Here is a 13,464-nt window from a genome sequence, read left to right as displayed (position 1 = left end):
CACGGATATCACTGTTTCTTACTATTATTTTGCATTCTCTGCTGCTTTTTCAACTACAGTTATAAATGGCGATACGTGTACCGTTACAGAAGAAATCAGGTCTTCATCTGAAGCAAGGCCTTCCTCACTGACTGCGATTTTGCTGACATCTGATGCTGTCTTTCCTTTTGCATACTCAGCAAACGCATCTGCCTGTTCAAACCACTCTTTGCCGATGGAAGACGCTTTCTTCATGCCGTAGCCATCCCCCAGCTCCTGTTTTGTTTTAACCTCTTTCTTCAAATCGGAAGTAATAACACCCTTTGTATCAAAGTTCACATCACCCTGTGTTGCATCCACATAGCAGCTTGTGATTTTGCCGTCTGCATCAGTTGTAACAGCAGAATACATGGAATAGGCTTCTGCAAGTCCTTCCTCATCAGCTGCTGCATCTGTGGAGTTTGCTATTTCAGTCGTAACGCCCAGACCAAGTTTGTCGGCGCTGCCTGCTCCTAAGGCTTTTGCATTTGCTGCTGCTTTCTCAATACCGCCAACAAAATCTCCTACATGAATTGTTACAGAAGATTTCAAATCCTCATCTGCAGGCACTCCTTCTTCATTCACTGCAACACCTTTTATTTCGTCTACTGTTTTTCCTACTGCATATTCGGCAAATGCATCAGCCTGTTCATTCCATTCCTTTTTAATGGAAGATGCTTTTCCCAGACCATAGTCAGCCCCCAGTTCCTGTTTAGACTTAAGCTCAGCTGCTGTGTCAGTTGCAAGCTTGCCCTCTTTAGTAAAGTTGATTTTTGTCTGGGCTGAATCAATTTTACAATCCAGAATTTTACCTTCGGCATCGACAAGTACAGCTACTACTGTAGAATCTGTCTGTGCCAGTCCATCTTCTTCGCCTGCAGATGTTGAGGAAGCAAGTGATGTAATCACTGCAAGCCCGGTCTTTGCCTCTCCTGCATCCGTGGTTTCTTCCTTCGTGCTTTCTGTCTTTTTGTCCTCTGTCTTTGTGGTCTCTGTCTTATTCCCTCCACAAGCAGTAAGTGCTCCTGCGGCAAGGGTCGTACAGAGTAATAATGCTGCTGCTTTTTTCATATTGTACCTCCATTTTACGCCGTCACTGCGGCCGTTTCTTTTCTATTTCAATCCGGTTACCCGGATGAAAACAATGTTACAAAAATCTGTCCAGAATCACAGATAAAAATATTGCCAGGGCGTTCCCGCCCATAATTAAAATAAAATTAATAATACTAATATTAAACGTTGTGCTTTTCTCCTGTTTTTTCCAGAAGATGCGGATATTTCTCTGTACCGGAATAATCGTTAAAACTGCGAGCAGCGTTACCGGAGACAAAATTTTAAATATTACCAGCAGAATCGTGGAAATATAGGTTATATAGTAAAGTCCCGCAAACAAAGGCAGCGCTTTTTTCCCTATATAATAAGGCAGCGTATGTCGTCTCACCGCAACATCTTTTTCCACATCACAGATGTTATTTGCCAGCATAATATTTGCCGTTACAGAAAACGGTATCACTGCAAAAAGAAATAATGTGAGAATCGGAACAACCTGCACCGACAGATAGATTGTTTCCCAGCTCAGTTTGTAGGTCAGAAAAGTTCCTTCTGGTGTATTGATATACATTAATATAAACGGAATCATCATCCCATAAAAGAAACCGGACATCACTTCTCCCAACGGCATTCTGGAAATCGGCAGCGGCCCATAGGTATAAAAAACCCCAAAAAGAAAACATAAACCACCGGCAGCCAAAACAACCAAATCTGTAAGGTAAGCAAGATAAAGGCCCAGTGCAGTGCTGATCCCGAACAGGGCATAAATGATCAGAAGTGCCTGTCTTCTGTCAAATGCAAGAACCTGCTCATTATCTTTCGTATCAATATAATTATTTATTGCAGTAGTCGTCAGGTCAAAAAGAAACATCCCTGCAAAAAATATAAGTGTCTTTCCCCACTGTATTTCCTGCCTTTGATACAAAAGGAAGCCTATGGTCAGGAGAAAAGTAAACGTACTTGTAATCTTTGTCTTAATCTCTATATAGTCAAAAAACCTTGCAAGCATCTCTCATATTCTCCCTCTATAGTTCCATTTTCATTCCGGTAGCTTTGTTCAAAATCGCAGTAAGTCTCGCACGTTTTTCTTCTGTTGCATCCAGCCTGCCGATGCAGCGCTCAGCTTTTTTGTAATATCGTCCGATCAAATGCTTTGTAAAACCTAAACCACCGGACTCCTCCACTGCCCGATCAATGTCCTCTCTGGAGACAGTCCCCTGGGCTGCTTTTCTTTTAAAATCAGGCAGCTGGCCTAATGCGTGTATCAACGGAAGAGTAATAACACCCTGCTCGTAATCCGACTGTACCGGTTTTTTCGCCTGTTCAATCGTCTCATCAAAGTCCAGGCAGTCATCCTGCATCTGGAAAACTAAGCCGGCATAATTTCCAATCTTACGGTATTTTTTAATCTCCTCGGCTGAATACCCGCCAAAAATGGCTCCTGCCAGAAAAGATGCCTCAAAAAGTGCAGCTGTCTTCCCCGATATAATTTTAATATAGTCAAAGACTGTTAGGTTCAGGTTATTGTTGTTTATATGCTGCAGCAGCTCTCCTGTACACAATCTGCTGATATAATCCGGCAGATTCATATCAGCATAATCTTCATAGTCCTTTCGGTTTGGAATTGCCGCAATCATTTTCAGTGCAAGACTCAACAAGTAATCACCACAAATAACCGCGGTACGTTTTCCGTATTTTTTCTGAAGTGTTTCCTTCCCTCTTCTCAAATCCGCATCGTCAATAACATCATCATGGACAAGGGACGCCAGATGGATGATTTCAATTGCAGCCGCAGCGTGGACTGCGCCGGGATGAATCTTTCCTTCCTCATCCTCTGCACAAAGCAGCACTGAAACTGCACGAATCATCTTCCCCTGAGAGGCCGATAGATGCGTCAGGTAATTATTGATTATGCGGGGAGATTTGGTAAGAGCCTTTTGAATCTCTTCTTTTACAAGCTCATAGGACTCCTCATATGTTAATTTCTCCATTTTTTCACCTACAGCTTTTCTAATCGTGGTACAGATATGACTTTCGAATCAGGGGCAGTTTTCTCCACCACTTCTTCAGCGCCGGCATGGCATAATAATCCAGTCCAAATGTTCTTCCCGCTCCGATCAATACTGCAATTCCCGCGAAAATCATCCAGAAAGTGTTCAGATACAAGCCTGTTGTACATACAAACATAAACTGTAAAACCAGGGACATGGCTGCTGCCGGAGATGTGAGAAGTCCGCCCATCAGTGCAAGTCCAATCAAAATTTCCATTACTACAATAAAGATTTGCATTGCCATTTGTACTCCGTCATTTGGCAGAATACATTTATTCACAAACCAGTTCATAACCGGAACATCCAGTTTAAAGGCAAGGTCACTCAAAGTTGAGGATGCAAGATCCGCTCCGCTGACAAATATCATCTTGAATAGTCCTAAAATGTTCCAGTTGAAAATCACATGTCCCACAGAAGCGGCTGCATCTGCTGCACCTGCCGCGCCTGTTGCCGAACTTACTGCATCTGCTGCTGCAGTTACATTTGATGCTGCCGCAGTTGCAGAGCTTACTGCATCTGCTGCCGCAGCGGCAGTATTGCTGACGGTACTTAGTATACTGTCATACCAGGAATTTGCACCGCCAAAAAACCCGTTAAGCATTGGTTTACTAAACCAGCCTTCTACCACCTTCATGATTCCTTCAAACAGCCACACGGCACCAAGCCAGAATCTTAGTGGTGCAAGAAGGAAGCTTGGAGTTCTGTTGGAAAAATGTCCGCCTACAAAGCTTCTGCAGTTGCGCACAGTGAAGAACTCATGCTTCATATAACTAAATACTTTATTCCATCCCAGCACCTGAATAAAGTAAATGATATTGATAAAATGTTTGGCAAACATAGCCAGCCAGGACGGCAGTCCAAAGAAATGCTTTCCAAACCCCACATGTGCTGTTCCGTAGCGCCCTCCGACACATACCATTACTCCGTGGAAAGATGGCTTATACTCTTCCATCTCACCTTGTCCGGTCACGGCGGCAGTAAGATTGTGGGCCGCCGTATCGGCACTCTGCTCACCATTTTCCACCATCTGGGGAACAGATACTGTATCCCCCTCGGGAACATAATACATGTTATCACCGACAACGTAAACAGATTCGTCTTTCGTAGAGCGGAGATACTTGTCCACCGGAATGCGTCCGCCTCTTTGTTTTTCCAAAGCATCTGCTGCTGTTTCTGCTATAGTGCAGCTCTGAATTCCCGCCACCCAGATGACTGTGCCCACACTTCTTTCTTCTTCCTTATCATTGTGCTTATATACAATAGAACCTTCGGTAATCCGGGTTACAAAAGAATTCATACAGAGCTCAACGCCCATCTTATTCAGCCTTCTTGCAATTTTCGCAGATTGCTTCTCAGGCATATTAGGAACCGGCCTGCTCAGACCATCCACATTGACCATAGTAACTTCTTTTCTGTCAATTTCAAATTTGTCACAGAGAATCGGTACATATTCTGCCAGCTCGCCCACCATTTCTACTCCGGTAAAGCCTGCGCCTACCACGTAAAATGTAAGCATCCTTCTGCGTTCTTTCTCATTTCTTTCAGCAGCCGCCCTACGGAACGTATTTAAGATATGATCCTTGAGCAAAACGGCGTCTTCATAAGACCAGAGCTTAAAGGTATATTCGTCTACACCTGGAACCCCATAGGTAGTTGGCTGGGAACCTGCTGCCATTACCAGATAGTCGTACTCGTACGAAGCATCTTCTCCTTTTACAACTTTGGCCTCAAAGTCCACATCCGCCACAGTATCCAGCACAACATTTACTTTTCTGCCTGCGAACACTTTGCTTAAGCTGATTTTAATACTGTCCTCATCTACTCTGCCCGCTGCAACCTCGTGCAATTCTGTGAGCATAGTGTGGAAGGGATTTCTATCGATGATAGTGATCTCCACATCCCCTTGTTTTTTCTGCTTTTTAATTTTTTTAGCAAGCTTTTTCGCTGTAAGAATACCGGCATAGCCCGCCCCAATGATTACTAATCTCTTCATTTTTCTCTCCTTGGTTCATAAGTAAACGGATAACAAGATTCTTTTTTATCTACATGAAACATTAGTAAAATAGATAGCTTGCAGCAGGAATAGGCGTTAATTCCTTAACAATGAAAAGTTGCAAATCTGCCCTGTTTCCTGTATAATAAGCAAGTCTTATAAAAACTACATTTTTATCTAATATTAAAGTATAAACCAATTATTTACAAGCAGGCACTTTATAGTACCTAAGTATCCTTTAGGATACCTTATTATATACACTACGCCAACAGATATTCATCCAGAAAGGTGTTGATACATTTATGGATGCAAATACAGATAAACATGACGGTTGCCTTATGAGAGAAACCTGTCTGAAGGAAGATTTATGTCCAATGGTTCTGGTACAAAAGCTGCTCTCGGGCAAATGGAAGATACTGATTTTATGGTTATTAAGCAATAAAACCCTGCGTTATAATGAACTTTTAAGGCGTATGCCTGGTGTCACGCGGAAAATGCTTACCAAGCAGCTGCGCAGCTTAGAAGAAGATCATTTAATTACCCGCCATGCATATCCTTTAGTCCCTCCGAAAGTAGAATATGAAATTACGGAAATGGGGAAACAGCTTGTGCCGATTATGGAAATGATGCACGAATTTGGAGCTTCTTACATTAATCTTTTTAGAGATGAAGTAAAAGAACGTAAAGAAGCGGAAGAGAAACTTGAAATCTGCAGTCTTGGGAGCTGAAAATCAGCTCCCTTAATTTTTCTAAACTTTATATTGCGGCAGCTATTTTAGACAAGGCGGCTTTATCTGCCACCACGATTACATTTGGATGCATCTGTAGAATGGACGCGGGAACTCCCGGTGTCACATCACCTGACAATGTTTTCGCAACAATGTCAGCCTTGTCTTCTCCACTCACGACCAGCAGAATCCTTCTTGCCTGCATGATTGTCTTAATCCCCATAGTATACGCCTGTCTGGGCACCTCATCTGCAGAAGCGAAGAAACGTTTATTAGCTTCAATGGTACTCTCTGTCAAGTCCACACATTGGGTTTCTTTGCAGAAAGCCTGGGCCGGCTCATTGAAACCGATATGACCATTGTGACCAAGACCAAGGATCTGCAGATCTATTCCACCCGTAGATGCAATTAAATCCTCATACCTTCTGCATTCTTTGGCAGAATCCGGTTCCATGCCGTTGGGCAGGTGTGTGCGTGTCTCATCTATGTTCACACGATCAAACAAATGCTTATGCATAAAATAGTAATAACTCTGATTGTTCTTCTTGTCCAGACCTTTGTATTCATCTAAGTTTACGGTAGATATTCCCGAAAAGTCCAGTTCCCCATTTTTACATCTTTCAGCCAGGCAGTCATAAGCACCTATAGGTGTGGATCCAGTTGCCAGCCCCAGAACACAGTTGGGCTTTAAAATAATCTGAGCTCCGATAACATCTGCTGCTTTTTTGCTCATGTCTTTATAATCTTTCGCTTCTATAATTCTCATATTTTCTTCCTCCCTGACAATATTTCTTTTAATAGTCAATTCCGATCAGCACCAGGCCATGAGGCGGTGCTGTCACTCCGGCCGCCTGCCTGTCTCTGGCTACCAGAATATCCTTTACCCTGTCCGGCGTATAAAAACCTCTGCCCACTCTTAACAGAGTACCTACAATAATCCGCACCATATTATAAAGAAAACCGTTTCCGATGACCCGTATTGTAATTTCATCTCCGCTTTGTTCTATATCCAGCCTGTAAATTGTTCGCACGGTATCCTCCACATTTGTCCTCACATTACAGAAACTGGCAAAGTCATGTTCTCCGACCAGGTAAGCGGCAGCCTCTTTCATTTTCTCCAAATCCAACATATATGAAACAAAGTAGCGGGTCAGTCTCCTTGTGGGGTCCGGAATTTTGCTGTTTAAAATATGGTATTCATAAGTCTTTACTGAGCTGCAGTGGCGGGGATGCCAGTCCATGGCTACTTCTTCTGATTTTATAACAACAATATCCTCCGGAAGACGCCGGTTTAATGCATAGGCCAAACGTTCAGGCGGGATTGTGGTATCTGAGTCAAAAACAGCCACATTGCCCAGAGCATGCACACCGGAATCAGTGCGGCTGGCCCCTATGACGTGTATATCTGCTTCCAGCAGCCCAGATAATTTCTTATTCAAAACTTCTTCTATTGTAATGCCGTTGGGCTGAATCTGCCATCCGCAGTAATTTGACCCATCATAGGCTACTGTAAGTTTAAAACGCTTCATAATCCCTCTCTAAAATATCCAAACATGGAAAGGCACAAACCGCCCGACAAAAAATATCAACACCATATACAGCATAGTTGCCGTATATGCCAGATAATCTTTTGTCTGGTATACCAGCGGTTTCATCTTCGTTCTGCCTTCCCCGCCCCGATAACACCGTGCTTCCATTGCCAGGGCAAGATCATTTGCTCTGCGAAAAGCCGACACAAACAGAGGTACCAGAACAGGTATCATTGCTTTCACCCTCTGTATCATATTTCCACTCTCCAAATCTGCCCCTCTTGCTATCTGAGCCTTCATGATCTTATCTGTCTCCTCCAGCAGGATCGGAATGAACCGCAATGCAATAGACATCATCATTGCTACCTCATGGACCGGCACTTTCAATTTATTCAGTGGATGCAGAACACTCTCTATGCCATCCGTCAGTGCATTTGGTGTCGTTGTAAAGGTCATAATAGAAGAGCCCATAATCAAATATATCAGTCGTATTGCCGTATAGACAGTGGTACTCAAACCTTTGTCTGTAATATGAAAAATCCAGAAATGAAACAGTTCTTCCCCTTCTCTTGTCAAAAAAAGTGTAAAAAGGACCGTAATAAGGAGGAGCATAATGATAGGTTTCAGCCCTTTCAGGATAAATTTCAGCGGCACCTTGCTTGTATATACTACCATCCCCAGAAACAAAGTTGCAATTACATATCCCAGTATACTTCTCTGGATAAACAGGGACACTAAAAATAAAAGAGTACAAATAATTTTTACTCTTGGATCCAGTCTGTGAATCGCACTTTTTGCCGGATAGTACTGTCCGATGGTAATATCTCTAATCATGGAAACTCCTTATAATCTCTTTAGCAGCCTCTTCCACTGTTGTCGCATCTGTACGTACGTCCATGCCCCGTGCCTTTAAAGCATGCATGATATAGGTCACCCGTGGTGCTGCCAGACCCACTTTTTCCAATTCTCTGTAGTGAGAAAACACTTCTTTTGGCTTTCCGTCAAACATCTTTTCTCCCTGGTTCATCACAATAATACGGTCCACATACCGGGCAATATCCTCCATACTGTGGGACACCAGAATTACCGTCATATTTGTATTTTTGTGGAGATGCTCCACTTGACTTAAAATATCATCCCGTCCTTTTGGATCCAGCCCCGCCGTAGGTTCATCCAGCACGAGAACATTGGGCCTCATAGCCAGTACACCGGCGATGGCAGCACGACGCTTCTGTCCCCCTGACAGTTCAAAGGGAGACTGCCGGTAATACTTTTCGGGAAAGCCGACCAGTTCCAGTGCTTCTCTTGCCCGCTTTTCACATTCATCCTGGGGCAATCCCTGATTCTTCGGTCCAAAACGAACATCGCTTAACACATCCACCTCAAAAAGCTGGTGCTCCGGATACTGGAACACCAGTCCTACCTGGCTGCGCAGCTGCTTCATATTATATCCTTCCTGGTAAATATTTTCTCCATTATAATACAGTGCACCCCCGGATGCCTTTAACAGTCCGTTGAAATGCTGTATCAAGGTAGACTTTCCAGAACCAGTGTGTCCGATAATTCCTACAAATTCTCCCTGGGGTATCTCCAGATTGATGTCTTTTAACGCCTTCTTTTCATAGGCTGTTCCGGGGCTGTATATATAATTTAAGTGTTCGAGTTTAATTGACATAGCGCCTCCACCAGTTCCTCCGTTCTTAAAATCCCGGCAGGGAGCTGAAGTCCCCTTTTCTTGAGTTCTTCTGCCAGCATTGTCACCTGGGGGACATCCATTCTGTAAGTTTTCAGCTCATCCACACGGCTGAATATTTCTCTTGGACTTCCGTGCATCACAATATGACCGCTGTCCATCACGTATACCTGATCTGCATCGATCACCTCTTCCATATAATGGGTAATCAAGATTACAGTAACCTTCTTGCGTCTACGCAGTTCCTGCACAGTTCGGATTACTTCTTTCCTTCCGTTCGGGTCCAGCATAGCCGTAGGCTCATCCAATACAATGCATTTCGGCTCCATAGCGATGACACCAGCTATGGCAACCCGCTGCTTTTGTCCCCCCGAAAGCTTATTTGGTGAATTGGAACGGTACGCCAGCATACCGACAGCCTTAAGGCTTTCCTCCACTCGTTTCCATATCTCATGGGTGGGAACCCCTAAATTCTCCGGCCCAAAACCCACATCCTCTTCCACCACAGTTCCTATAATCTGATTGTCCGGATTCTGGAAAACCATCCCGGCAAACTGACGGACATTCCAGAGTTCCATGGGATCTTTTGTGTCCCTGCCATCCACCCACATGGTCCCACCGGTGGGAACCAGAATTGCATTCATGTGCTTGGCAAGAGTGGATTTTCCAGAACCGTTATGCCCCAATATGGCAACAAAGCTGCCTTCGGGAATATCGATATCTACGCCGTCAACTGCCCGGTTCAAACCAATTACATTTCCTTCTTCGTCCCGCTTTTCATATTCATAAACCAATTTTTCGGACTGAACCATATCCATCTTGGTCTTCCCCCCAATACTCCGGGTTTTCATGTTCTATGCTCTCTCCGGCTCTTTGTATTCTTCTCCACAGGTATCCACTGTTACGTGCTTCATTACCTGAGCTTCCAATGGTTTATCATTGTGATCTGTAGCTGTGTCCGCAATCCTGTTTACAATGTCCATACCTTCTGTAATCTTTCCGAAGGCTGCATATGCTCCGTCCAGATGGGGAGATTTTTTGTGCATAATAAAAAACTGTGAGCCGGCTGAGTCAGGGTGCATTGCCCTTGCCATAGAAAGAACACCTTCATCGTGTGCCAGGTCATTGGCAACACCATTCTGAGAAAACTCGCCTTTAATTGTATATCCTGGTCCTCCCATACCTGTTCCGTCGGGACACCCTCCCTGAATCATAAAGCCGTTGATTACACGGTGGAAAGTAAGGCCGTCATAAAACTTCTTGTTCACAAGAGAGATAAAATTCTTTACTGTGTTCGGTGCCACTTTGGGATATAATTCTGCCTTCATAATATCTCCGTTTTCCATTTCAAAAGTAACGATTGGATTTGCCATAATCTTAACTCCTCTTTTCTGTAAAAATTCAAGTAACTACTCAATACACCTCATTGTAGCGGATTATAAACTGTTCGTCAATTAAACTACAGCAAAAATTCTTTACTGCACAGTCGTATATTGAATCAACCCGCCTTTCTCCTCATACCCCGTGTTCCAAAAGTCCTCCAGTACAAAAGAAGATGCTGCCCCGTAAGTAGCTACTTTTATATGGAAGTCTTCGTCTTTTTCCTCATATCCAAAACATAAAAACCAATGCCACAGAAAGTCTTCAAATTTAGGATTTCTATGCTTCAACATAAGGTAAGGAACGGGGAAGCTTGCATCAATCTGTTTTTTTATCAGAGCCTTTGCCTCATCAGCTGTATGAGTACCGCTAAATCCACGCATGTCAAGCCTTGTATCTCCCACGTCTCTGAGGTATTTTGAAAAGCCGTCTATAAACATGGACAGTTTCTTTACGCCCCCTATTCTTGGCTTTATATAGGGTTTCATTTCCATTGCAAACTGTACATACTCTTTCTTTGTCAGATGTTCTACATCATAGGGATAAAGATGCTTCTGCCCCTGATTCAGTGCGAAATAGATACAGGAATCGCAGGCGGTTGCAGCAGCACAGCCACCGATATTCATCACCACATTTGTAAACCAGTCCTGGCTTCCGCCCAGAGCTCCTTCTATAGTAAAGTAATCCAATATTTTCTCCATACAAACCTCCGTTTCATTCTTGCATGCTCGCTGAAAGGCTGCTTTTTAGACTTCGTCTTTTAGGAAACATGATTTAGTATAGCATATTTATATGGTTGAAGCTTACACAATCTGCTCTTTTTTTTGGTTACCAGTGCTATTGTCACTCCTTTATATATTTATTATACTTGTCTTAGCAAACAAAGAAACCCTATTTTCAAGGAGGCTGTTTAAATGGCAAGTTTATCATTAAAGGGAATTCAAAAAGTATATCCTAATGGATTTCAGGCAGTAAAAGACTTTGATCTGGATATTGAAGACAAAGAGTTTATCATTTTTGTAGGACCATCCGGCTGTGGAAAATCCACCACACTCCGTATGATTGCAGGCTTGGAAGACATTACAGGCGGAACACTGGAGATTGACGGTAAGGTTATGAATGACGTGGAACCAAAAGACCGTGATATCGCAATGGTATTCCAGAACTATGCGCTGTATCCTCATATGACAGTGTATGACAATATGGCATTCGGCCTGAAACTTCGCAAGGTACCAAAAAATGAAATCGATAAGAAAGTACGTGAAGCTGCAAGAATCCTGGACCTGGAAAAGCTTCTCGACCGCAAGCCAAAAGCTCTGTCCGGCGGACAAAGACAGCGTGTTGCCATGGGTCGTGCCATTGTGCGTCATCCGAAGGTTTTCCTGATGGATGAGCCCCTTTCCAACCTGGATGCAAAGCTTAGAGTACAGATGCGTATCGAAATTTCCAAACTTCATGAGAATCTTGGCGCAACCATCATCTATGTAACCCATGACCAGACAGAAGCTATGACACTGGGTACAAGAATTGTCGTTATGAAAGATGGTGTTGTACAGCAGGTAGACACACCACAGAACTTATATAATACCCCCTGCAATCTGTTTGTTGCCGGGTTTATTGGCTCTCCTCAGATGAACTTCACGGATGCAACGGTCAAAGTAAACGGCAAAGATGTAACTCTTACTGTAGGAGAGCATGTTCTGAAAGTACCCGCTTCTAAGAAAAAAGCCCTGCTCGACGGTAAATATGATGGCAAGACAGTTGTTCTTGGTATCCGTCCGGAAGACGTACACGACTCGGAATCTTTTATCAATAGTTCACCTGACAGTGTGATTAATTCTAAAATCAAAGTATATGAGCTTCTCGGAGCTGAAGTGTTCCTGTATTTTGATGTAGAAGGCACTCAGATGACAGCCCGTGTCAATCCGCGAACAACACTGAGAACCGGTGACGACGCCATTTTTGCTCTGGATATGGAAAAAATTCATCTGTTTGACAAAGAAACAGAGTTGACGATTGTTAACTAATGTTTTAGAATAATGATATAAACTAAAAGAGGGGCTGTGCTATAAAAGTGCAGCCTCTTTGATTCTATATGTACGGGGGATTTTGATGGAACATACGCCGGAGTTGAACAAAGCATTATCAGAACTGAAGAAAGTTACAGGAATCAGCCTGGATGTTCATACTGATTCCCCCCAAGAGCAGGAGTTTGCGCTTACGCAGATTCATAGTCTCTCTCTGGCCTATAAAGAAAAGTACAGCAAAAACCACTTTCTACAGAGCCTGATGACAGAGGGCATTCCGTCCTATGACATTTTAAAACGCGCCTCCAACCTGCACATTGACCCTGAAATCCCCAGAGTATTATTTCTGGCAGAAACCATAAAGCTGTTGGATGACACGGTATTGCAGGTTTTGAAAAACCTTTTTCCGTCCCAGTCCAAGACTTACTTGGTATCCATGAGTGAAAAGAGTATTGCCATTCTTAGGCCTTTAAAGGTGTCTGAGACAGATGAGCATATGGACCACCTGTCTCACACAATTGTAGATACGCTGAATATGGAAGCACTGGCTCATGTTAAAGTTGCATACAGTGGAAACATAAGCACTTTGTCGGAACTTCCCGGCGCATTTCGAGAGACCAGTCTGGCTCTTCAGGTGGGAAAGCTTTTTTATTCCGGACAGACTGTTTTCCCCTACAACCGGCTGGGTGTCGGAAGATTGATTTACCGGCTCCCCTCCGGCATCTGTGAGAATTTCCTGAAAGAAATATTCGGCAGCGGCACCCCGGAGCCCTTCGATGGGGAGACCACTGCCGCCATCAATAAGTTCTTCCAGAATAATCTGAATATTGCAGAAACCTCCCGCCAGCTGCATATGCACAGAAATACTCTGATCTACCGCCTGGAACAGATAGAGAAAAAGACCGGATTGGATATACGAAAATTTGAGGATGCTATGACCCTCAAAATTGCCATAATGGTCATAAATTATTTACAGACAGAAAGGAACTCTTAAC

14 protein-coding genes are annotated in these 13,464 nt (G+C 43.5%); 3 read left to right on the top strand and 11 right to left on the bottom strand.

What is annotated here, in order from left to right:
* Positions 1 to 24: 24 nt before the first annotated feature.
* The 4 genes from BN3456_RS10955 to BN3456_RS10940 all read right to left on the bottom strand — a co-directional run bounded on the left by BN3456_RS10955 (position 25) and on the right by BN3456_RS10940 (position 5,112).
* Positions 25 to 1,089 carry a hypothetical protein gene (locus BN3456_RS10955; protein WP_089984175.1) on the bottom strand — a complete coding sequence of 355 codons (1,065 nt, stop codon included), beginning with the start codon at positions 1,087 to 1,089 and terminating at the stop codon, positions 25 to 27.
* Between the two features lie 76 nt (positions 1,090 to 1,165).
* Positions 1,166 to 2,077 carry a UbiA family prenyltransferase gene (locus tag BN3456_RS10950; protein WP_089984174.1) on the bottom strand — a complete coding sequence of 304 codons (912 nt, stop codon included), beginning with the start codon at positions 2,075 to 2,077 and terminating at the stop codon, positions 1,166 to 1,168.
* Positions 2,078 to 2,093: 16 nt separating this feature from the next.
* On the bottom strand, positions 2,094 to 3,059 hold the full coding sequence (locus tag BN3456_RS10945; RefSeq protein ID WP_089984173.1) for a polyprenyl synthetase family protein: 966 nt from the start codon (positions 3,057 to 3,059) through the stop codon (positions 2,094 to 2,096).
* 19 nt (positions 3,060 to 3,078) lie between these two features.
* Positions 3,079 to 5,112, bottom strand: a complete 2,034-nt coding sequence (locus BN3456_RS10940; RefSeq protein WP_089984172.1) for an NAD(P)/FAD-dependent oxidoreductase — start codon at positions 5,110 to 5,112, stop codon at positions 3,079 to 3,081.
* A gap of 302 nt (positions 5,113 to 5,414) precedes the next feature.
* On the opposite strand from BN3456_RS10940, the gene BN3456_RS10935 reads away from it, so the two are divergent.
* Entirely contained in the window at positions 5,415 to 5,840 is a 426-nt protein-coding gene (locus BN3456_RS10935; protein WP_089984171.1) for a winged helix-turn-helix transcriptional regulator, read from the top strand.
* Positions 5,841 to 5,868: 28 nt separating this feature from the next.
* Here the strand turns inward: BN3456_RS10935 and nagB are convergent, their stop codons facing one another.
* The 7 genes from nagB to BN3456_RS10900 all read right to left on the bottom strand — a co-directional run bounded on the left by nagB (position 5,869) and on the right by BN3456_RS10900 (position 11,143).
* Positions 5,869 to 6,606, bottom strand: coding sequence for a glucosamine-6-phosphate deaminase (nagB, locus tag BN3456_RS10930; RefSeq protein WP_089984170.1), 738 nt, complete (start codon positions 6,604 to 6,606; stop codon positions 5,869 to 5,871).
* A gap of 28 nt (positions 6,607 to 6,634) precedes the next feature.
* Positions 6,635 to 7,369: a tRNA pseudouridine(38-40) synthase TruA gene (truA, locus tag BN3456_RS10925; RefSeq protein WP_089984169.1), complete on the bottom strand. Its 735-nt coding sequence runs from the start codon at positions 7,367 to 7,369 to the stop codon at positions 6,635 to 6,637.
* Between the two features lie 9 nt (positions 7,370 to 7,378).
* Positions 7,379 to 8,203, bottom strand: coding sequence for an energy-coupling factor transporter transmembrane component T family protein (locus BN3456_RS10920; RefSeq protein ID WP_089984168.1), 825 nt, complete (start codon positions 8,201 to 8,203; stop codon positions 7,379 to 7,381).
* Positions 8,196 to 9,044, bottom strand: coding sequence for an energy-coupling factor transporter ATPase (locus BN3456_RS10915; protein WP_089984167.1), 849 nt, complete (start codon positions 9,042 to 9,044; stop codon positions 8,196 to 8,198). The genes BN3456_RS10920 and BN3456_RS10915 overlap by 8 nt, the downstream gene beginning before the upstream one ends.
* Positions 9,020 to 9,880 (bottom strand): energy-coupling factor transporter ATPase, encoded by an 861-nt coding sequence (locus tag BN3456_RS10910; protein WP_089984203.1) that lies wholly within the window; start codon positions 9,878 to 9,880, stop codon positions 9,020 to 9,022. The genes BN3456_RS10915 and BN3456_RS10910 overlap by 25 nt, the downstream gene beginning before the upstream one ends.
* Before the next feature lie 36 nt (positions 9,881 to 9,916).
* Complete coding sequence (locus BN3456_RS10905) at positions 9,917 to 10,435, bottom strand: peptidylprolyl isomerase (RefSeq protein WP_089984166.1); 519 nt, start codon at positions 10,433 to 10,435, stop codon at positions 9,917 to 9,919.
* 102 nt (positions 10,436 to 10,537) lie between these two features.
* Positions 10,538 to 11,143 (bottom strand): hypothetical protein, encoded by a 606-nt coding sequence (locus tag BN3456_RS10900; protein WP_089984165.1) that lies wholly within the window; start codon positions 11,141 to 11,143, stop codon positions 10,538 to 10,540.
* Between the two features lie 213 nt (positions 11,144 to 11,356).
* Here BN3456_RS10900 and ugpC point away from each other — a divergent pair, with 213 nt between their 5' ends.
* Together ugpC and BN3456_RS10890 are read left to right on the top strand one after the other, a co-directional pair.
* Positions 11,357 to 12,469, top strand: a complete 1,113-nt coding sequence (ugpC, locus tag BN3456_RS10895) for an ABC transporter ATP-binding protein (protein ID WP_089984164.1) — start codon at positions 11,357 to 11,359, stop codon at positions 12,467 to 12,469.
* An 85-nt stretch (positions 12,470 to 12,554) separates the two neighbouring features.
* Complete coding sequence (locus BN3456_RS10890; RefSeq protein ID WP_089984163.1) at positions 12,555 to 13,463, top strand: PucR family transcriptional regulator; 909 nt, start codon at positions 12,555 to 12,557, stop codon at positions 13,461 to 13,463.
* Position 13,464: the final 1 nt, after the last annotated feature.

It is taken from the genome of Clostridium sp. C105KSO13 (assembly GCF_001517425.1).
GTDB lineage: Bacteria > Bacillota > Clostridia > Lachnospirales > Lachnospiraceae > Muricomes.
This window is presented reverse-complemented; position numbering and strand designations above follow the sequence as displayed.

Excerpts from the sequence above, each read along its gene's own strand:
- BN3456_RS10920 (WP_089984168.1), bottom strand. The coding sequence starts at position 8,203 with ATGATTAGAGATATTACCATCGGACAGTACTATCCGGCAAAAAGTGCG.
- BN3456_RS10940 (WP_089984172.1), bottom strand. The coding sequence starts at position 5,112 with ATGAAGAGATTAGTAATCATTGGGGCGGGCTATGCCGGTATTCTTACA.
- BN3456_RS10900 (WP_089984165.1), bottom strand. The coding sequence starts at position 11,143 with ATGGAGAAAATATTGGATTACTTTACTATAGAAGGAGCTCTGGGCGGA.
- BN3456_RS10915 (WP_089984167.1), bottom strand. The coding sequence starts at position 9,044 with ATGTCAATTAAACTCGAACACTTAAATTATATATACAGCCCCGGAACA.
- BN3456_RS10905 (WP_089984166.1), bottom strand. The coding sequence starts at position 10,435 with ATGGCAAATCCAATCGTTACTTTTGAAATGGAAAACGGAGATATTATG.
- BN3456_RS10950 (WP_089984174.1), bottom strand. The coding sequence starts at position 2,077 with ATGCTTGCAAGGTTTTTTGACTATATAGAGATTAAGACAAAGATTACA.
- BN3456_RS10935 (WP_089984171.1), top strand. The coding sequence starts at position 5,415 with ATGGATGCAAATACAGATAAACATGACGGTTGCCTTATGAGAGAAACC.
- ugpC (WP_089984164.1), top strand. The coding sequence starts at position 11,357 with ATGGCAAGTTTATCATTAAAGGGAATTCAAAAAGTATATCCTAATGGA.
- BN3456_RS10945 (WP_089984173.1), bottom strand. The coding sequence starts at position 3,059 with ATGGAGAAATTAACATATGAGGAGTCCTATGAGCTTGTAAAAGAAGAG.
- BN3456_RS10890 (WP_089984163.1), top strand. The coding sequence starts at position 12,555 with ATGGAACATACGCCGGAGTTGAACAAAGCATTATCAGAACTGAAGAAA.
- nagB (WP_089984170.1), bottom strand. The coding sequence starts at position 6,606 with ATGAGAATTATAGAAGCGAAAGATTATAAAGACATGAGCAAAAAAGCA.
- BN3456_RS10955 (WP_089984175.1), bottom strand. The coding sequence starts at position 1,089 with ATGAAAAAAGCAGCAGCATTATTACTCTGTACGACCCTTGCCGCAGGA.
- truA (WP_089984169.1), bottom strand. The coding sequence starts at position 7,369 with ATGAAGCGTTTTAAACTTACAGTAGCCTATGATGGGTCAAATTACTGC.
- BN3456_RS10910 (WP_089984203.1), bottom strand. The coding sequence starts at position 9,880 with ATGGATATGGTTCAGTCCGAAAAATTGGTTTATGAATATGAAAAGCGG.